Origin of the sequence: Nocardiopsis salina YIM 90010 (assembly GCF_000341025.1) — a bacterium.
Classification (GTDB): Bacteria; Actinomycetota; Actinomycetes; order Streptosporangiales; family Streptosporangiaceae; genus Nocardiopsis; species Nocardiopsis salina.
On the sequence record NZ_ANBF01000152.1, the window covers coordinates 20,382 to 38,797 of the forward strand.

Below are 18,416 nucleotides of genomic sequence, written 5' to 3' on the forward strand. Positions count from 1 at the left end.
CGCCCCGGGGCGGTACGGCGCTGTCACGGTGACCCGCTGTCAGCTCGTCCCGGTAGGGGTGTGAGGAGGGGGGATGTCCGGCGGACACGGAGGGTTGTCGCTCGGGCCGCCGGGTACAACGTCAATAGAGCCGCAACGGAAAGGAAAGGATCGTGCGGGCGGTGGAAAAGGGTCGGCCGCGTGGCGGTTCGGTGTGATCCCCAGGGACGCCTGGGTCGTGCCTTCGGCGTCCCCGTCAAAGGATCCTCACGCCGGCGGTGGGTGACGGATCGGAGCCGTCACCGCGGCGGTGCGCTCAGGCGAGCGCGGGCTCCCGGTCGGACGAACCGGAGACCTCGGTGACGGCCATGCTGAGCTGGTCGTTACGGGCCTGAAGTCGGCTGACCTCGGCCTCGAGGTCGCGTACCCGGTTCTGCAACCGGCGCATCTCCTGGACCATACGAGGGTCGGAGCCGCCGACGTGGCCAAACAGAGCCTTCGCCATGATGTGGGTCCTCCACACTGAGTGACCAGTGGTGACGTGCGCATGCGGTGTCCCGCGGATTTCGTGGCGTGACCACCACGAGCGGGTCGGAAATATTGCGCGGTGTACTTTCCAGAATCTCACCGTGCGCGCCACTGGTCAAGGTTGGATTACGACAGTCGGTGACGGCCAGTATCCGGACAGAAACGTCCTGGGCACGTGGCACCGCGCGACACGAATGAGCGGCCACCCCCGTCTCCGGGTTCGTTGCCTGAGGCCGTGGGCGCGGGGCCTACGGACTCGGCCGCTCGGAGCGATTCGCATCGCGTCACCCCTCCAGCATACTCACCGTTCGACGAATTCGGTGAAGGTACCCCCGGGTCGGGCCCAGCGTTCCACGACGGAATCGACACGGCCGGGCGTCCGACCGTCTCGCAAGTGCCCCAGGAGCCGCTCACACGCGTGCCGGTGCCCTTCGGCCACGACCTCCACACGGCCGTCGCGGAGGTTGGTCGCGGCGCCGACGAGCCCTTCCTCGAGCGCGCGGGCCCGCACCCACCAGCGGAAACCCACACCTTGGACGTGTCCACGCACCCACGCGGTCAGCCTGACGTCCGCGTCCGGATACTCGGTGCCTTGCGGTCTTCCGCCCTGGTTCTCGTTCACGGCACGCGCCTTCCTTACCTTCGCGACAAACTTTCCTCACCACGATGCCGCACCACGTGCGCCCCGTGCGTCACAGCATCAACAGTGGCGAACACTGGGCGGGTGCAGCGCGGTATCGGAGCGGCTCAGCGGCGTGCGCGCGGGGCCGGCTGGCAACGCGGGCAGGAGAAGGAGGAACGGTTCATGAAGGCCTCGCGCACGATCAGGGCGCCACAGCGGCCGCAAGGCTCGTCGCGGCGGCCATAGGCGTTCAGGCCCCGCTCGAAGTACCCGCTCTCACCGTTGACGTCCACGTAGAGTCCGTCGAAGGTCGTGCCGCCGACCTCCAGGGCCTCCTTCATCACGTCCTGCACGTGCGCGATGAGCCCGAGAGCCTGAACGTCGGAGAGCCCGCGTGTGGACCGGCCCCAGTGCAGGCCCGACCGCCACAGGGCCTCGTCGGCGTAGATGTTGCCGACCCCGCTGACCACGGACTGGTCGAGCAGCGCCCGCTTGACCTCGGTGCGTTTGGCACGCAGGGCCTTGACGAGGTCGCCGGGCACGAAGGCGGGGTCGAGCGGGTCGAGCGCGATGTGGTCGACCACGGAGGGAACGTCCGGGTGCTCACCCCCGGACACGACCATGAGGTGCCCGAAAGTGCGCTGGTCCACGAACCGCAGTTCCCGGCCGTCCGACAACGGCAGGCGCACCCGCAGGTGCTTCTCGTCATCGCGCTCGTCCGGCTGCACCAGCATCTGACCGCTCATGCCCAGGTGGGCCAGGAGCATGTCGCCGGTGTCCAGCACCAGCCACATGTACTTGCCGCGGCGGCGCACGGCCACCGGTACCGCGCCGGACAGACGCGCGGAGAAGTCGGCGGCGCCGGCCTCGTGGCGGCGCACCGAGCGCGGATGCAGGACCTCCACGGCTCCGATCTTGCGGCCCAGCGCGTGGGACTCCAGCCCCCGGCGAACGACCTCGACCTCGGGCAGTTCGGGCACGGCTCTACCCCTGTCCCCCGTCGGCGGTCTGCTCGGAACGGGCGCGGATCGCCTTCCACGCCGACTCCGCGGCCTGCTGCTCGGCCTCCTTCTTGCTACGGCCCTCGCCGAGGCCGTAGCTCTCGCCGGCCACGCGCACGGTCGCGCGGAAGGTCTTCTGGTGGTCGGGGCCGGACTCGTCCACCTGGTACTCGGGAACGCCGAGCATCTCGGAGGCGGTGAGCTCCTGCAGGGACGTCTTCCAGTCGAGGCCCGCGCCCAGCCCGGAGGCGGTGGCGATGAGCGGGTCGAACAGCCGGTGCACGAAGGCCGATGCGGTGTCGAGGCCGCGGTCGAGGTAGACGGCCCCGATGATCGCCTCCAGCGTGTCGGCGAGGATCGAGGACTTGTCGCGGCCCCCGGTGCCCTCCTCACCACGGCCGAGCCGGATGTACTCGCCGATTCCCAGACTGCGGGCGACGTCGGCCAGCGCACGCATGTTGACCACGGCGGCGCGCAACTTGGCGAGCTGCCCCTCGGGCAGGTCGGGGTGCTTGCGGAAGAGGGTGTCGGTCACCACCAGGCCGAGCACGGAGTCGCCGAGGAACTCCAGGCGCTCGTTGGTGGGCAGGCCGCCCTTCTCGTAGGCGTACGAGCGGTGCGTGAGGGCACGCAGGACGATCTCGGGGTCGATCTCCACACCGACGGCCTTGTTGAAGGCCCGGGACTCGGAGGCGGAGAGCTGCTGGTTGGCCACGCTTGAACACTTCCCTGGTCGTGCGCCGGGCGGATCCGGGGCGGCGCGAACGGCCCCGGTCCTCGCCTTCTCTCCCACCTGCCCGGCGCTGGGGCGGATCGGGTGCGCGTGGCCCGGTCACGGCCGCGGTGCTCGAAAACGAGGTGACCGTCGCGGGAGTGCGACTCCCCCGGCAGCCACCACGAACTCGGGAACCACGGCCGGATCTGCGACCGGCCCGGACGGCACCCGTGGGTTGCGCAACCACTCTACAAAGCCCTGTGAGCGGCCCACCCCGGTCCCTGGCACTCGGGGGCGTCAGGCGCGTCCCGGGGCGGGCAGGACCGGGCGCAGTGTCGAAGGACCGGACACAGAGATGCCGCGCTCCCGCCATGGGCAGCGCGGCATCTCGGACCGGTCTCCGCGGACCATGTCGTCAGGCCGGGTTGGTGACCTGGCGGTTGTTGTAGGTGCCGCAGGTCGGGCACGCGGTGTGGGGCTGCTTCGGGTCACGGCAGCGCGGGCAGTTGACCAGCACCGGGCGCTGCGCCTTCCACTGGGAACGACGGGTCCGGGTGTTGCTCCGCGACATCTTCCGCTTCGGGACGGCCACTTCAATCCTCCTGGGTCACCCCCGCGGTCGCGGGAGAGTCGATCGTCTGGTCAGCCCCGCGTGCTGTGCGGGGTGTGTGCTCCGTCACGGGTCGCCCGGCCCGAAGCCGGGACGTCCCGCGTGCACGGGGCGCTGCTCTCAGCGTTCGCCGGGGTCCTCCGCGATCTTGCGGAGCGCCTCCCAGCGGGGGTCGATGCGCTCACCGTGGCCGTGGTCGGGGCCGGCCTCGGCCAGCTTGACCCCGCACTCGGGGCACAGGCCGGGACAGTCCGGACCGCACAACGGTGAGAGCGGGAGAGCGAGAACGACTGCGTCTCGGACCACGGGTTCGAGGCCGAGCAGGTCGCCCTCAAGATAGTAGTCCTCATCGTCGGCACCCTCGTCCGTGCCCTCGCCGCCGGTGCCCTCGCTGTCGTCGGACGCGTAGCGGAAGAGCTCCTGGTAGTCGGCCTCCAGGTCCTCCGAGAGCGGGTCGAGGCAACGCGAGCACTCAGCCGTCATCCGCCCCCGGGCCGTGCCGGTGACAAGGACACCCTCCATCACGGCCTCCAGCCGGAGGTCGAGTTCGATCTCCGCGCCCTCGGGGATGGACGCCATCGGCGTCGCGAACGCCTCGGGGACGTTCACGATGCGGTTGACGGTCCGCATCGACCCCGGCTGGCGGCCCAGCGGGCGGGTGTCGACCACGAACGGGTCACGGGGATCAAGACGGGACTGGGTCATCGCGCTTTCACGAAAGGGTTTCGGAGCTTGCCGGACACCGCGCACGTACCGTGGCCGGTGCCGGGAACGGGACCGGTGGTGCCGGCCGGGATCCCTTCCGGTGAACGGGACCTCGGTCCCTCCGCCGGATCGGCGGGGCGAGGGCCGTGTACTACGGACGACGCCCATGGTCGGACCAGGATTCTACCTACCATGTCCGCGACCACCCAAATCAACCCCGCACACGGGCCCTGCGTCCGGCCTCACTGCCCCGCGGACCGCTCGGCGTACTTCTCCCGCAGGCGCTTCTGGACGTAGGGGGTGACCAGGCTGGAGACGTCGCCGCTGTGCTGGGCGATCTCGCGTACCAGGCTGGAGGAGAGGAAGGAGTACTGCGGGTTCGCGGTCATGAAGACCGTCTCCACACCCGAGAGGCGGTAGTTCATCTGGGCGATCTGGAGCTCGTAGTCGAAGTCGCTGACCGAGCGCAGGCTGCGGACGATGGTGTCGATGCCGTTGTCGCGGCAGAAGTCCACGAGCAGGCCGTCGAACTCGGCGACGCTCACGTTGCCGAAGTCCCCCGTGCCCTCGGAGAGCATGTCGAGCTTCTCCTCGACACTGAAGAGTCCGCGCTTGCTGATGTTGTTCAACACGGCGACGACGACCTCGTCGTACTGCTTGGCGGCGCGGCCGACGATGTCGATGTGACCGTAGGTGACCGGGTCGAACGAGCCCGGGCAGACGGCACGGCGCACGGTGGATCGCCCCTTTCCGAAGGTTGTCTCGTACCTGCCGGGGCCCGGCGCCCGCGATACCGCGGACGTGGGACACGGATCACATACGGATCAATCCCGGCAGATCATGTCCAGGGCGTGCATGACGGACACATACCCCCCGTCATCCTCCCGCATCCGTTTCCTGCCCCCACGACCCGGATCCCCCTCACACGCGCCGCCCCGCACCGGGCCCCTGCACGGTCGAGGAACGCCCGTTCCGTCACCAGGGCACGCTCGTCCGGGCCGAGGAGGCCGGATCAGGGGACGGGACGCGAGTACCAGAGCACGGCCTCACCGTAGGTGCGGCTGCGGTCACGCTCGAGACCGTCGGGCCACGTGGGCTCCGGGCTGCGCTTGGAGCGTTCCAGCACCACGACGGCGTCGTCGGACAACCACCCCTGGTCGAGGAGGGCGCGCAGCACCCCGGCGAGCTCCTCCTCTCCGACCGTGTAGGGCGGATCGGCCACGACCAGGTCGTAGGGGGCTTCCGGAGCAGTGGCGAGGACCCGCTCGACGCGGTCGACGACCAGCCGAGCCGCGGGCAGCCGCAGCGCCTTGGTGTTGGCCCTGATGGTCGCGGCGGCCTTCCGATCGGCCTCGACCAGCAGGGCGTGCTCGGCTCCGCGGGACAGCGCCTCCAGGCCGATCGCACCCGAGCCCGCGTACAGGTCCAGCACCCGGACACCGTTCAGGGAGCCCAGATCGGACTGGGCGGAGGAGAACAGCGCCTCCCGGGCGCGGTCACTGGTGGGACGCGTGGTGCGGCCGTCGGGGGCGTCGATGCGCCGACCGCCCGCGGCTCCGGCGATGATGCGGGTCATGGCACCACGGTAGCGGCGGCGGGATGTGCCCGACCCTGGCACCGGCCCCGGGTCAGCCCTTGTCGAGGTACTCCGCCCGTTCCTCCGGCAGCAGGGTGTCCAGGGCCTCGGCCAGTGGCGCGTAGGTCAGGTCCGGATCCTCCGCCATCTGCCGGGAGGCCTCCTCCCGGGCCTCCCCGATGAGCTCCTCGTCGCGCACGAGCGTCAGCATGCGCAGGCTCGAGCGGGCACCGGACTGGGCGTCCCCGAGCACGTCGCCCTCCCGCCGCATCTCCAGGTCCACACGTGAGAGCTCGAACCCGTCGGTGGTCGAGGCCACGGCGTCGAGCCTGGTGCGGGCCGATGTGCCCTCCGGAGCCTCGGTGACGAGCAGGCACAGGCCGGGAAGGTCCCCGCGCCCGACACGCCCGCGCAACTGGTGCAGCTGGGAGACCCCGAAGCGGTCGGCGTCCATGATCACCATCGTCGTTGCGTTGGGCACGTCCACACCGACCTCGATGACCGTGGTGGAGACCAGCACGTCGATGTCGCCCGCGGTGAAGGCCCGCATCGCCTCGTCCTTCTCCTCCGGTGCCATCCGCCCGTGCAGGGGCGCCACCCGCAGGTCGGGAAGGACCTCCTTCTGCAGTCGGGTCTGCACGTCCAGGACCGACGCCGAGGAGTCGTCGTCGTTGTCACCGATGCGCGGGCACACCACGAACGCCTGGCGTCCCTTGCCGACCTCCTCGCGCACCCGCTCCCAGGCGCGTGCGAGGAAGTGCGGCTTCTCCAGGGCCGGAACCACGTGTGTGGACACCCCCGCACGCCCGGACGGCAGCTGCGTGAGGGAGACCACGTCGAGATCGCCGTAGACGGTCATCGCGACGGTCCGTGGGATGGGCGTGGCGGTCATGACCAGCACGTGCGGACGCCCCTCCGCGGCCTTCTCCCGCAGGGCGTCGCGCTGCTCGACGCCGAACCGGTGCTGCTCGTCGACCACGACGAACCCCAGGTCGGCGAAGGAAACGTGCTCCTGCAACAGCGCGTGTGTGCCCACGACGATCCCGGCCTGCCCCGACGCGGCCTCCAGCAACGCCTCGCGTCGGGTCGCTGCGCCCATCGACCCGGTGAGCAGACTCACCCTCGTGGCGTGTTCGGCCCCGTCGATCTGTCCGGCCCGCGCCAGGGATCCGAGCATCTCGGTGATGGAACGGTGGTGCTGCTGCGCCAGGACCTCGGTGGGCGCCAGCATCACGGCCTGCCCGCCGGAGTCCACGACCCGCAGCATCGCCCTCAGCGCCACCAGCGTCTTGCCCGCGCCCACGTCGCCCTGCAGCAGGCTGTGCATGGGGTGCGTACCGGCGAGCAGCTCGGCCAGGCGCTGTCCGACCTGCGTCTGCCCGTCGGTGAGGGTGAACGGCAGCTGAGCGTCGAAGGCGGCCAGGATCCCGTCGTCGGCCCCCGGGCGGGGCCGCGCGGGCAGCTCCTCGGCCTTGTGCCGCCGCATCGCCAGGGCCAGCTGCAGCACGAACGCCTCGTCCCACTTCAGGCGCCGCCGGGCACGGCCGATGTCCTGTTCGGTCTCCGGACGGTGGACCCCGCGCAGCGCCTCGGCGATCCCCTCCAACCGCCGCCGTTCGCGCACCTGCGGGGGCAGGGGGTCGGGCAGTTCGTCCACCCGGGCCAGAACCATGTCCACGGCCACGGCGATGCGCGCTGAGTCCAATCCCTTGACCGCCGGGTACACGGGGATGAGCTGGTCGGCGTAGGCGCGCGCCTCCTCCTCCGACAGCTCCTCGCCCTCCAGCAGCTGGTACTCGGGGTGGTCGAGCTGGCGGCGCCCCCGGTAGGTGGAGACCCGGCCGGAGATCATCGCCAGTCGGCCGGGAACGAGTTTGCCCTGGTGGAAGGAGCCGCGGTTGAAGAAGGTCAGGTGCAGGCGCCCTGTGCCGTCGGTCACCGTCACCTCGAGCATGTCCATCCGGCGGCGCTTGCCCCGGGCGGGGATGGTGCGGCGGCGGGCGTCGAGCACCTCCGCCTGCACGGTCACGTCCTCGCCCTCCTGGAGCACCGCGAGGTCGGTGAGGTCACCCCTGCGGTCGTACCTGCGGGGGTAGTAACGCAGCAGGTCCCCGAGCGTGTGCAGGTCGAGTTTGTCCTTGAAGGTGCGCGCCGAGCCGCCGAGGGCCGTGCGCAGCGGTTCGTCCCAGGTGCTCACTGTGGTTCCCGTCCGGATTCGGTGATGACCGCCTGCTGACCGCTACGGTAGAGGTTCGGCGCCCGCCGTGGCGGTGCGAGACCCGCGTCGGCACCCAGCCCTTCGCAAGCGGGGTATACTCGACGGAGTTCATCGCGTCTTCGCCGTGCCCGCACGGCGCGTGCGATGCTCCGGTGGGTGATGGAGCTCTCGCTCCCACCACGGCCCACCTGCACACGAAGAGCCTCGGTCTGCGGCCCGATTCCGCGTCCGACCATGCTTTTCGTGTACTCTTCGACGGTTGGCGACCGTGTCGCCGACCTGCCCTCGACCTCTCCCGGTCGGATCAGACCCTTCGCGTGCGGCGACGTGCGCGATCCCGAGCGCTTGAATGGAGTTACCGTGGCTTCCGTTTGCGACGTCTGCGGCAAGGGACCAGGGTTCGGTAACAGTGTTTCCCACTCGCACCGTCGCACCCGCCGCCGCTGGAACCCCAACATCCAGACCGTCCGCACCCGTGTCGGTGGCACGCCCAAGCGCGTGAACGCCTGCACCTCGTGCATCAAGGCCGGCAAGGTCACCCGCTAGGGTTCCGGCCGCAGGATCATTTCGAAGCGCCCTCCGACACCGTCGGGGGGCCTTCGTCGTTCACGGACCCCTTGCTGACGGTCCTGTCGGATCAGGAAACTCGGGCACGCGCAGCCCGGACCACGTTCCGCCCTACGGCCGCGGAAGTCAGGGGCGCGGGGACCGGCGGCCCCACCGAGAAGGCCCGGCCGCGGGAGTCCGTGCCCCTCAGCCCTTCACAGGTCGCAGACGTGGCCGTTGAGGGAGCACCGTGCCGGCGGGTCCTCGGGGTCGCCGATGGCGTCGAAGGAAACGGTGACCGACTCCCCCGGGTCGAGGCCGTCCCCTCCCCCGGGCTGCCGGGCCAGGACGCCGTCCTCCAAGGGTTCCCAGTCGGCGTCGTGCACCTCGGTGACCTCCGCGCGGTCGAAGGCCAGGGCCAGTTCCCACGCGTCGAGGTGGCTCTCGGAGGTGTTCGTGAGCGTGACGTGCCCGGTGAAACCCGCGTCGGTGCGGTCCACGACGCGGTAGGCCACGGTAGTGGGTTCGGCCCCGGCCTGCGTCTCGGGGCCGTCGGCGCTGCCGGAGCCCTCCTGACCGGCCGATCCGCGGTCGGGCGAGGGTTCGGGGTCGAGGTCCTCCGCGGCGCCGGGCGTCCCGGGAACGCCGGGGTTGCCGCCGAACTGCAGGTAGATCTGGGTCGTGCTGTAACCGAAGAGCACCAGCCCCAGGATCACGCCGGAGACGACCAGGACGTTGAGCAGGCGCGGCGGTTCCACACGCCTGGGCACTGTGCTGCCCAGGAACCCGCTGAAGCGGCGTAGGGCGCCGGCCTCCTCGGGTTCGCTGCGGTGTGCGCCGCGGCGCGCCGTCGCACGCCGCTTACCCATGCCGCTCAAAGAACCGCCCTCTCGACGCTGTTCCGCTCCCCGGTCGCAGACCTTTCCTCACATCACACGAGCCGCGCGGAAAACCCTAGCGCGAGAGCCAAACAGGACAAATCCGTGTGCGCTCACCCGGGGCCGAAATGGTCCCATCCCCCACCCGGAGCTGGGGAACCGTCGACCGTGACACCACCGTCCGTGCCCGGCTCAGCGGTTTCGGACACCGGCCCGACGCGGCCCACAGGGAGCCAGTGCGCGGGAAGCCGGACGCCGGGAGGGAAGCACGCGGCGAGCGCGTGGTCCTCCCCACCGGCCAACATGAGGCCACGTGCGGCCTCCGGCGCCCGGTCCGGGGCGGCCCCGAGCATCCGGACCGCTTCGAGGAGCGCGGGGTCGGGGTCGAGGGACATCGAGTCCAGATCGATATACACCCCGCTCGCTCGGGCCACGTGGCCGAGGTCCTGCACGAGGCCGTCGCTGACGTCGAGCATCGCGGTGGCGCCCAGGCTCGCGGCCTCGGCCCCTGCGGCATAGGGGGGAGAGGGCCTGCGGTGCTCGGACAGGCACAGGGCGGGTCCTTCGACACCGCGTTCCAGCAGGGCGAGCCCGGCGGCGGAGAGCCCGAGGTGCCCGGTGCAGGCAACCACGTCCCCCGGCCGAGCGCCGCTGCGCAGCACCGGATCGGCCCCGCCCAGGTCACCCAGCGCCGTGACAGCGATGGTGAGGGTGTCGGATCCCACCATGTCGCCTCCCACGACCGTCCCCCCTGCGACCGCGCACTCGTCGCGCACCCCCGCGGTGAAGTCCTCGGCCCACTGCACGGGCAGGTCGGAGGGTGCGGCGAACCCGATGAGCAGAGTGGTGGGACGCGCACCCATCGCCGCGATGTCGGAGAAGTTCTGCGCCACCGCCCGGTGTCCCACGTCGCGCGCGGTCGACCAGTCACGGCGGAAGTGCCGTCCCTCGACGAGCACGTCGGTGGTGGCCACCGTCCGCCCGTCGGGGGCCGCGACGATCGCCGCGTCGTCGCCCGGGCCGAGGATTACGTCGTCCGTGGTGGGGAATTGGGCCGTCACGCGTGTGATCAGAGTGAACTCGCCCAGACCCCCGATGGTGTTCCGCACAGAGATCAGGGTACGGTGACGCTCCGGCGCGTGGTCCAGACCTCTGCAGGGGCTGTGTCCAGCGCCGTCACCTTTTTCGACACCTGCCGCGCCCCTCGCGGTCGGCCGGTGCCCCGCTCGTTCCACACCGGCTCGGACCGAAGGAGAAGTACACATGGTGCAGGCCTACATCCTCATCCAGACCGAGGTCGGTCATGCCTCGGAGGTCGCAGGGCGGGTCCGCGACATCCCGGGTGTGGACGAGGCCCACGACGTCACCGGCCCCTACGACGTGATCGTCCAGGCCCGTGCGGACGACGTCGATGCGCTCGGGTCACTGGTCGTGGCCCGCATTCAGCGCCTGGACGGGATCGCCCGTACCCTGACGTGTCCTATCGTCAATATCTGAACGGGTCCGCACGGACCCAGAGATTCCCCTTCCGGGTCCGACAGAGCGGGGTGGCAAGGCAGTGCGCAGACGAGGTTTCGGGGCGACCGCGGTGACGGCTCTCGGTGCGGTCCTGGTCGCGACGGGCTGCGGGCCGCAGACCGTGCAGATGAGCCCCCCGGAGACCGACGGGACCACCACGGAGGTCTGCTCGGAGTTCGTCGCCGAGCTCCCCGACACCCTCTTGGACGCCGAGCGCGCCGAGGTCCAGCCGGACAGCGAGACCATGGCCGCCTGGGGCGATCCGCCCATCAGCCTGCGCTGCGGTGTCCCCCGCCCCGACGACCTCCAGCCTGATTCGCTCCTGGAGGAGGTCAACGGGGTCGCGTGGCTGCCCCAGCCCGAGGACGACCCGACGATGTTCACCGCGGTCGGGCACGAGGCCTACGTCGAGCTGCAGGTGCCCTCCGGTCACGGGGCCCCGGCACCGGCACTGACCACGGTGAGCGACCTGATCTCCGAGCACATCCCGCCGTTGCCCGACGGTTCGCTCTGAGGTCCCTCTGACCGACGAGAAGGGGTCGGTGGCCACGAACCGGCCACCGACCCCTTCTCGTGTTCTCCCAGGACGAGGGGGATGTCCCGGCTGCGGGGCGACGGTTACTCGTTCTCCTCGTCGTCGCCGGCGTCCTCGTCGCCCTCGGCGCCGTTCTCGCCGCCCTGTTCGCCGCCGCCCCCGAGCCGCTCCTCGAACTCCGGGGCGGTCTCGGAGATCTCGCCGGAGCACGGGGCGCCCGGCTCCGGGACGTCCTGGCCGCGCTCGTACATCTGGACGTAACGCTCCAGGTCCTCGTCGTCCGCGCTCTCCGCGGTGATCTGGCGGGCCCAGCTGGAGGCCACGATCGGGGCCTCCATCTCCTCGGCCGCGGGGGTGACGAGCAGGTAGTCGCCGTCGTTGTACATCTCGTTGAGCGCCTGGACCTCGTCCTCTGGGAGCTCGGGGTCGTAGTTGATCCAGACCGCGCCGTGCTCCATGGAGTGCACGGCCAGCTCGGTGGTCACCGGCTCGGGGTACACGCCACAGTTCTGCCAGCTCGCCCAGTGGTCGCCGCCCGGGGGAGGATACTGGTCGTAGTCGACCCGTTCCCCCATCGGGACGTGCTCGTTCGTGACACCCTCGAACTCCTGCACACCCGAGATGTTGCGGCTCCGGACCTCCATGGCGATCGCGAAGACCAGAAGACCCACCACCAGGACGGCCGCTGTGGTGATCCCGGCGATCTTCCACATGCGCTTGCGGCGTTCTTCCTTGATGCGCTTGGCCTTGAGCTCTGCGGCCCTGCGCCGCCTCTCCTCGGCCGACTTCTTCTTGGCCACTGGGTCTCCTGGGATGAGTGGGGACAACGGGTACTTACCTATCCTCTACCTTGTCACCACTGTCGGGCGATACGACCAGGATGTAACCGATGGAAAACAACGACCCGCGCGCGGAGGGCCCCGCGGACAGCGACCGGGCCGGGGAGACCGCCGAGGAGTCGGCACCGGAGGACCCGAACCCGGGGACGGCTGCGGCCGAGCGCTCCTGGCGTTCCACACCGACGTGGATGGCGGCGACCCTCGTGGTCCTGGCGCTCCTCGTGGGCTATCTCGCAGGACGCCCCTCCTACCCGCTGGACACCGGCGCCGACGCCGGTTTCCTCCGGGACATGAGCGCCCACCACGCACAGGCCGTGGACATGTCGATGGTCGTCCTGGACAAGACCGACGACGCCCGGCTGCACACCGTCGCCACGGACATGGCCCGGACCCAGCAGGCGCAGATCGGCATCATGCAGGGCTGGCTCATGGAGTGGGACCTGCCCTCCCGCGGGCCGGAGGAGCCCATGGCGTGGATGGCCGAATCGGGCCACGACCACGGCGGTGGTGAGGGCGAGGTGCCCGACCGCATGCCCGGCCTGGCCACGGACGAGGAACTCGCGGAGCTGGACGAGGCCGAGGGCGAGGAAGCCGAGATCATCTTCCTCGACCTGATGATCGATCACCACGAGGGCGGCATCGACATGGCCGAGGCCGAGGTGGAGCTCGGCGGCGAGGACATGGTCGTGGACTTCGCGCAGGGCATGGTCGACGCCCAGCAGTCCGAGATCGACCTGATGGAGCGGATGCTCGAGGAACGCGGGGTGGACCCGCAGGACTGAGCTTCCGGCACGGGGGCGAGCAGGGCCTGAGGGCCGACCGGTGACCGGAGCACGACACTCGGCGGGGCCGCGGAGGGCAACCTCCGCGGCCCTGTTCTGTGCGGCCGCATCCAGGAGTGAGACCCCGGAGCAGGCTCGGTTCCGGAGGAGCGCAGAGGGAAGGGGTTCACGAACCGCCCCGTGCTCACCCCGGACCCCTGGCACGGAGACCGTGTCGCATGCCTGATCGTGCCCGCGGCCGGGACCGCCCGTCTCCATCGACCCGCCTTCTCCGCTCAGCTGCCCTCGTGCCCGGATGTCTACTGCAGGACTGCCGAGCGCGTTACCACTACGTGTGCGCAAGGGCACAGGACACTGTTCCACACGACTCCCCCACCCGATCCGGCGTGAGGTTTTCCCAGCTCACAGCGGCACTCACCGGGGACGCCGCCCGGGCAGGGGTGATCCACGACGCCCACACGGGCCCGCCGAACCACCCCGGAACACCCGCGGAAGGCCCCGGCACCCTGCCCGCGGGGCCCATTGACCACGACCCCCACTCGTTACGACACGAAGTAGCACTACAGTTTGTAGTACTACTTTCGGTCGGTACCTGAGAGGCGGGCATGGAAGCACTTGATCTCGCGAGGTGGCAGTTCGGGATCACCACGATCTACCACTTCCTGTTCGTCCCCCTGACGGTCGGCCTGTCCTTCATCGTCGCCGTCCTCCAGACGTTCTGGTACAGGACGGGACGGCACGAGTACCTCCAGGCCACCCAGTTCTTCGGCAAGCTGTTCCTCATCAACTTCGCCCTGGGCGTGGTCACCGGCATCGTGCAGGAGTTCCAGTTCGGCATGAACTGGAGCGAGTACTCACGCTTCGTCGGCGACGTCTTCGGGGCGCCCCTGGCCATGGAGGCGCTGCTCGCCTTCTTCCTGGAGTCCACCTTCATCGGGCTGTGGATCTTCGGCTGGCACAGGCTGCCCCGCCTCGTGCACCTGGGCTGCATCTGGCTCGTGGCCATCGGCACCAACCTGTCCGCGTACTTCATCCTCGCCGCCAACGCCTGGATGCGGAACCCGGTCGGCTACGAGATCAACGAGGAGACCGGCCGCGCCGAGCTCACCGACATCTGGGCCGTGCTCAGCAACGACCAGGCCTGGTCGACCTACATCCACACCGTCGGCGCCTCCTTCGTCACCGCCGGCCTGTTCGTCGTCGCCGTCTGCGCGTTCAAGCTCTGGCGCAACACCCACCACAACGACACCGGGAACCCGGGGGTCGAGCCGCCCCGCCGCGAGCGCGCCCTGTTCCGCGGCGCACTGAAGGTCGGCCTCATCGTCACTCTCGTGGCCGGCGCGTTCACCGTGCTCTCCGGCGACAACCAGGCCAAGCTCGCCGCGGAGTTCGAACCCATGAAACTCGCCGCGGCCGAGGCGCACTGGGACAGCGAGGAGGGCGCGCCCTTCTCCACGTTCGCGGTCGGCGACACCGACGAGGGTTACAACCCGGTCGACGTGACCATCCCGAACGTGCTCAGCTTCCTCGCCACGGGCGAATTCGACGGCGAGGTCCACGGGATGAACGACCTCCAGGAGGCCTACGAGGACTACTACGGTCCCGGCGACTACATCCCGAACGTCTTCGTCATCTACTGGTCGTTCCGGCTCATGATGGGCCTCGGCCTGTTCGGTATCGGCATCGCCGCCGCCGGCCTGTACTTCACCCGCGGCCGCGAACGCCTACCGAGCAGCAAGTGGTTCTACTTCGCCGCGATGGCCGCCCTGCCCGCCGCGCTGCTGGCCAACATCTTCGGCTGGATCCTCACCGAGATGGGGCGCCAGCCCTGGACGGTCCACGGCGAACTCCTCACCGCCGCGAGCGTCTCGCCCGGGGTAGACCTCGGCACCGTCGCGACGAGCCTTGCGATGTTCACCGCGGTGTACGGGGCACTGTTCGTCGTCGAGGTCGGGCTGCTCTGGAAGTACATCAAGAAGGGCCCCTCCCACCTCGTCCCCGATCTGGAGGACGACGAGGACGAGTCCACGATCCCGCACTTCAGCTACTAGGAGGCCCGGACATGGATCTCGCTCTCCTCTGGTTCATCGCCATCGCCGTCCTGTGGACCGGCTACTTCTTCCTCGAAGGGTTCGACTTCGGAGTCGGCGTGCTGCTTCCCTTCACCGGCGCGCGCAACTCCGTGGACCGTCGGGTCGCCATCAACTCCATCGGGCCGGTGTGGAGCGCCAACGAGGTGTGGCTGATCACCGCGGTCGGTGCGATGTTCGCCGCGTTCCCGGCCTGGTACGCGTCGATGCTCAGCGGCTTCTACCTGCCCGTCTTCGTCATCCTCATCGCACTCATCGCCCGCGGTGTGGCCTTCAAGTACCGCAGCAACCGGGACAGCGACCGGTGGCGGGAGTGGTGGGACCACGCGATCTTCTGGGGCAGTGTGGTCCCGTCCTTCCTGTGGGGCGTGCTCTTCGCCAACCTCGTGCAGGGCGTGGCCATGGACGCCGACCACATCGTCACCGCCGGACTGTTCGACCTGTTCACGCCGTACGCTCTTCTGGGCGGACTGACGACGCTGTCGCTGTTCACACTGCACGGCGCGGTGTTCCTGACACTGAAGACCGGCGGGCCGGTGAGGGTTCGCTCCCGGACGGCGGCGTTGGGCAGCGCCGTGGTGGCCGTTCCGGCAACGACGGTCTTCCTGGGATGGACGCAGGCCGCGCACGGGCAGGGCTGGACGCTGATGACCGCTGCGGCCGCGACGGCCGCGCTGGCCCTGGGGGTCGCGCTGGCCTGGCGCGGACGTGAGGGCTGGTCGTTCACGGCGACGGCGGGCGCGGTGCTCGGTCTGTCGGTGACGGTGTTCGGGGCGCTCCACCCGAACGTCCTGCCGTCGACGACCGACCCCGCGTACTCACTCACGATCGCCAACGCCTCCTCGGCCGAGTACACGCTCACGGTCATGTCGTGGCTGGCTCTGGTGGCGCTGCCGGTGGTGCTCGGGTACCAGGCCTGGAGCTACTGGGTGTTCCGTCAGCGGGTCAGCGGGGAGACGATCACCGGGGAGAGCGTGGAGCCCCAGAGCTCCGGCGACGGCGGCGAGACCACGGACGGCGCCGCTGCCCCGGCCCCTGACCGGGCCCCTTCCCGCGACTGAGCCCTCGAGGCCTCCGGGGCGCCGCGGCGCCCCGGAGTGTGCCCCGCGCTCAGGGGCAGGGGCCTGCGCGATCGTGGTCCCACGGCGTGGCCGTCCCCGGAACGCCCCTGCACAGCGCACCGTTCCCGCTTCACCGCGGAACCCGACCCACCCACCACACGGACGGGGTGCACCCACCGATGAAACCTCTCGACCCGCGCCTGGTTCGCACGGCGAGCGCGGTCCGCCTGCACCTGGGCGTCTCCGTGGCAGCAGGCGTGCTGACCACCGGGCTGATCCTGGTCCAGGCCTGGCTGCTCGCCCGCGCCATCACCGGTGCCTGGGACGGCGAGAGCATCGACACCCTGGGCTGGGCGGTCGCCGGGGTCGCCGTGGTGGCCGTGGGCCGAGCGGTGCTGTCCTACGTCTCCGAGGCCTCCGCCCTGTACAGCGCGGCCCTCACGAAGTCGCAGCTGCGTCGCCGGCTGGTCGCGCACGTGACCGGGGGCCGGGGACGTGTGTGGACCGCGGGCCCCGCCGGGGACGACGGCGGCGAGGGCTCGGACGACACAGGTGGCGATCCCGCACCCAGGGCCGGCGAACTGGTCACCCTCGCCACCCGCGGGCTGGATGCGCTCGACGACTACTTCGCGCGGTACATCCCCCAGCTCGCACTCGCGGCCATCGTTCCGTTCACGGTGCTGGCGGTGGTCTTCTGGGCGGACTGGATCTCGGGTGTGGTGATCCTGGTGACGCTGCCGCTGATCCCGATCTTCATGGCGCTCATCGGGATGCACACGCAGGCGCGCACCGACAAGCAGTGGCGGCTGTTGAACAGGCTCGGCGGGCACTTTCTCGACGTCGTGGAAGGGCTGCCCACCCTCGCGGTGTTCCGTCGGGCCAAGGCCCAGGCGGCGATCATCCGGCGGGTCGGGGAACAGCACCGCAAGGCCACCATGGGCACACTGCGGGTGGCGTTCCTGTCGGCGTTCGCACTGGAACTGCTGTCGACCCTGGCCGTGGCGCTGGTCGCGGTCGAAGTGGGGTTGCGCCTGCTGGGCGGGCACATGGACTACCAGACCGCGCTGCTCGTGCTGATCCTCGCGCCCGAGGCCTACCTGCCGCTGCGGGAGGTGGGCGCCAGGTTCCACGCGAGCATGGAGGGCGTGGCGGCGGCCGAGGGGGTCTTCGCGGAGCTGGACCGCAAGCGCGGTACGGACACCGCGGACGAAGCACCCGCACCCACCGGGAAACCCGCCCCGGCGGCCTCGGGCGACCTGCGTTTCGAGGGGGTCGGGCTCACCTATCCGGGGCGCGACCGGCCCGCGTTGGACGGGTTGGACCTGACCGTGCGCGCGGGCGAACACGTGCTGCTGACCGGGCCGAGCGGGGCCGGGAAGACGACCCTGTTGTCGTTGCTGCTGCGCCTGAACGAGCCCGACGCCGGCCGGGTGAGCGTGCGGGCGCCCGGGGATGCTTGGGAACCGTTGTCCGGGATCCCGGCCGAGGACTGGCGCCAGGGCATCGCGTGGGTGCCCCAGCATCCGTACCTGTTCGACGTCTCGGTGGCCGACAACATCCGGCTCGGCGCGCCCGAGGCGACGATGGAGCAGGTCCGCGCAGCGGCGCGGGCCGCGGAGGCCGACACGTTCGTGTCCGAGCTTCCGCACGGGTACGGCACGCGGCTGGGCGAGCGCGGCGCCCGCCTGTCGGCGGGGGCGNCGGGCTATGTGCAGGGACGCCCCGCTCGTGCTGTTGGACGAGCCCACCGCCCACCTGGACCCGGAGAACGCGGCGGCGGTGCGGACCGCGGTCGCGCGCCTGGCGCGCGGCCGGACCGCCGTGGTCGTCGCACACGACCCCGGATGGCTGACCCAGGCCCTGACCCCGGGCGGAACGCCCCGGGAGGACATCGGAGACCCGGACACCGCGCCGACCGGGCCGGGGTTGCGCGTGATCGAACTGCGGGTGCCGAGCACGGACGGGGGTGCGGGCCGATGACAGCGAAGCACGAGGAGCCGGCCGGGGCCGGGACGGGATCCGCCGGGACGGCGACGGGGTTCCTGGGGACGGCGGACCCGGGTGCGCCGGTACCCGAACGGGTGCGACGGCGCGACCCGCTCCGGCGCATGATCGGGTTGGCCCGCCCGAGGACGGGCCGGTTCGCGCTCGGGGTGCTCCTGGGCGCGGCCGCCACAGGTTCCGGAGTGGCCCTCCTGGGTGTGGCTGGGGGG

The 18,416-nt window shown here is 70.6% G+C and carries 18 protein-coding genes and 2 pseudogenes; 8 read left to right on the forward strand and 12 right to left on the reverse strand.

Going from position 1 to position 18,416, the window contains the following annotated elements:
• Window positions 1-295: 295 nt before the first annotated feature.
• The 9 genes from D474_RS0116920 to recG form a co-directional block, all read right to left on the reverse strand.
• Entirely contained in the window at window positions 296-484 is a 189-nt protein-coding gene (locus D474_RS0116920; RefSeq protein WP_017614728.1) for a hypothetical protein, read from the reverse strand.
• A gap of 324 nt (window positions 485-808) precedes the next feature.
• Window positions 809-1,129, reverse strand: coding sequence for an acylphosphatase (locus D474_RS0116925; protein WP_017614729.1), 321 nt, complete (start codon window positions 1,127-1,129; stop codon window positions 809-811).
• A 125-nt stretch (window positions 1,130-1,254) separates the two neighbouring features.
• Complete coding sequence (gene mutM, locus D474_RS0116930; protein WP_017614730.1) at window positions 1,255-2,109, reverse strand: bifunctional DNA-formamidopyrimidine glycosylase/DNA-(apurinic or apyrimidinic site) lyase; 855 nt, start codon at window positions 2,107-2,109, stop codon at window positions 1,255-1,257.
• Between the two features lie 4 nt (window positions 2,110-2,113).
• A complete protein-coding gene (gene rnc / locus D474_RS0116935) occupies window positions 2,114-2,845 on the reverse strand; it encodes a ribonuclease III (RefSeq protein WP_017614731.1) in 732 nt (243 codons plus the stop codon).
• Window positions 2,846-3,260: 415 nt separating this feature from the next.
• Window positions 3,261-3,437, reverse strand: coding sequence for a 50S ribosomal protein L32 (gene rpmF, locus D474_RS0116940; RefSeq protein WP_017614732.1), 177 nt, complete (start codon window positions 3,435-3,437; stop codon window positions 3,261-3,263).
• A 138-nt stretch (window positions 3,438-3,575) separates the two neighbouring features.
• A complete protein-coding gene (locus D474_RS0116945; RefSeq protein ID WP_017614733.1) occupies window positions 3,576-4,160 on the reverse strand; it encodes a YceD family protein in 585 nt (194 codons plus the stop codon).
• Window positions 4,161-4,402: 242 nt separating this feature from the next.
• A complete protein-coding gene (gene coaD, locus D474_RS0116950; protein ID WP_017614734.1) occupies window positions 4,403-4,894 on the reverse strand; it encodes a pantetheine-phosphate adenylyltransferase in 492 nt (163 codons plus the stop codon).
• 278 nt (window positions 4,895-5,172) lie between these two features.
• The gene (gene rsmD / locus D474_RS0116955) at window positions 5,173-5,736 is read right to left on the reverse strand and encodes a 16S rRNA (guanine(966)-N(2))-methyltransferase RsmD (RefSeq protein WP_017614735.1); all 564 of its coding nucleotides are present in this window, start codon (window positions 5,734-5,736) and stop codon (window positions 5,173-5,175) included.
• A gap of 52 nt (window positions 5,737-5,788) precedes the next feature.
• Window positions 5,789-7,933, reverse strand: coding sequence for an ATP-dependent DNA helicase RecG (recG, locus tag D474_RS0116960; protein WP_017614736.1), 2,145 nt, complete (start codon window positions 7,931-7,933; stop codon window positions 5,789-5,791).
• Window positions 7,934-8,314: 381 nt separating this feature from the next.
• Here recG and rpmB point away from each other — a divergent pair, with 381 nt between their 5' ends.
• Window positions 8,315-8,500 (forward strand): 50S ribosomal protein L28, encoded by a 186-nt coding sequence (gene rpmB, locus D474_RS0116965; RefSeq protein ID WP_013151263.1) that lies wholly within the window; start codon window positions 8,315-8,317, stop codon window positions 8,498-8,500.
• Between the two features lie 215 nt (window positions 8,501-8,715).
• On the opposite strand, the gene D474_RS0116970 is transcribed toward rpmB, so the two are convergent.
• Together D474_RS0116970 and D474_RS0116975 are read right to left on the reverse strand one after the other, a co-directional pair.
• A complete protein-coding gene (locus D474_RS0116970) occupies window positions 8,716-9,369 on the reverse strand; it encodes a cellulose binding domain-containing protein (RefSeq protein WP_026118563.1) in 654 nt (217 codons plus the stop codon).
• A 122-nt stretch (window positions 9,370-9,491) separates the two neighbouring features.
• Window positions 9,492-10,487, reverse strand: coding sequence for a thiamine-phosphate kinase (locus D474_RS0116975; protein ID WP_017614737.1), 996 nt, complete (start codon window positions 10,485-10,487; stop codon window positions 9,492-9,494).
• Window positions 10,488-10,641: 154 nt separating this feature from the next.
• On the opposite strand from D474_RS0116975, the gene D474_RS0116980 reads away from it, so the two are divergent.
• Entirely contained in the window at window positions 10,642-10,875 is a 234-nt protein-coding gene (locus D474_RS0116980) for an Lrp/AsnC family transcriptional regulator (RefSeq protein ID WP_017614738.1), read from the forward strand.
• Window positions 10,876-10,936: 61 nt separating this feature from the next.
• Window positions 10,937-11,410: a DUF3515 domain-containing protein gene (locus D474_RS0116985; RefSeq protein ID WP_040703784.1), complete on the forward strand. Its 474-nt coding sequence runs from the start codon at window positions 10,937-10,939 to the stop codon at window positions 11,408-11,410.
• A gap of 104 nt (window positions 11,411-11,514) precedes the next feature.
• On the opposite strand, the gene D474_RS0116990 is transcribed toward D474_RS0116985, so the two are convergent.
• Entirely contained in the window at window positions 11,515-12,231 is a 717-nt protein-coding gene (locus D474_RS0116990; RefSeq protein WP_017614740.1) for a DUF3105 domain-containing protein, read from the reverse strand.
• Window positions 12,232-12,320: 89 nt separating this feature from the next.
• On the opposite strand from D474_RS0116990, the gene D474_RS0116995 reads away from it, so the two are divergent.
• The 5 genes and pseudogenes from D474_RS0116995 to D474_RS33895 form a co-directional block, all read left to right on the forward strand.
• The gene (locus D474_RS0116995) at window positions 12,321-13,052 is read left to right on the forward strand and encodes a DUF305 domain-containing protein (RefSeq protein WP_017614741.1); all 732 of its coding nucleotides are present in this window, start codon (window positions 12,321-12,323) and stop codon (window positions 13,050-13,052) included.
• A 605-nt stretch (window positions 13,053-13,657) separates the two neighbouring features.
• On the forward strand, window positions 13,658-15,103 hold the full coding sequence (locus D474_RS0117000; protein ID WP_017614742.1) for a cytochrome ubiquinol oxidase subunit I: 1,446 nt from the start codon (window positions 13,658-13,660) through the stop codon (window positions 15,101-15,103).
• 11 nt (window positions 15,104-15,114) lie between these two features.
• Complete coding sequence (gene cydB / locus D474_RS0117005; protein ID WP_017614743.1) at window positions 15,115-16,203, forward strand: cytochrome d ubiquinol oxidase subunit II; 1,089 nt, start codon at window positions 15,115-15,117, stop codon at window positions 16,201-16,203.
• 179 nt (window positions 16,204-16,382) lie between these two features.
• A pseudogene (gene cydD, locus D474_RS29020) lies at window positions 16,383-18,183 on the forward strand (thiol reductant ABC exporter subunit CydD).
• A pseudogene (locus tag D474_RS33895) lies at window positions 18,180-18,416 on the forward strand (hypothetical protein); the annotation flags it as partial. The pseudogenes cydD and D474_RS33895, both read left to right, overlap by 4 nt.

What these genes read in the sequence shown, in the direction of transcription:
- D474_RS0116995 (WP_017614741.1), top strand. Translation starts at nt 12,321, where the DNA reads ATGGAAAACAACGACCCGCGCGCGGAGGGCCCCGCGGACAGCGACCGG.
- cydB (WP_017614743.1), top strand. Translation starts at nt 15,115, where the DNA reads ATGGATCTCGCTCTCCTCTGGTTCATCGCCATCGCCGTCCTGTGGACC.
- D474_RS0116945 (WP_017614733.1), bottom strand. Translation starts at nt 4,160, where the DNA reads ATGACCCAGTCCCGTCTTGATCCCCGTGACCCGTTCGTGGTCGACACC.
- D474_RS0116920 (WP_017614728.1), bottom strand. Translation starts at nt 484, where the DNA reads ATGGCGAAGGCTCTGTTTGGCCACGTCGGCGGCTCCGACCCTCGTATG.
- D474_RS0117000 (WP_017614742.1), top strand. Translation starts at nt 13,658, where the DNA reads ATGGAAGCACTTGATCTCGCGAGGTGGCAGTTCGGGATCACCACGATC.
- rsmD (WP_017614735.1), bottom strand. Translation starts at nt 5,736, where the DNA reads ATGACCCGCATCATCGCCGGAGCCGCGGGCGGTCGGCGCATCGACGCC.
- D474_RS0116980 (WP_017614738.1), top strand. Translation starts at nt 10,642, where the DNA reads ATGGTGCAGGCCTACATCCTCATCCAGACCGAGGTCGGTCATGCCTCG.
- D474_RS0116970 (WP_026118563.1), bottom strand. Translation starts at nt 9,369, where the DNA reads ATGGGTAAGCGGCGTGCGACGGCGCGCCGCGGCGCACACCGCAGCGAA.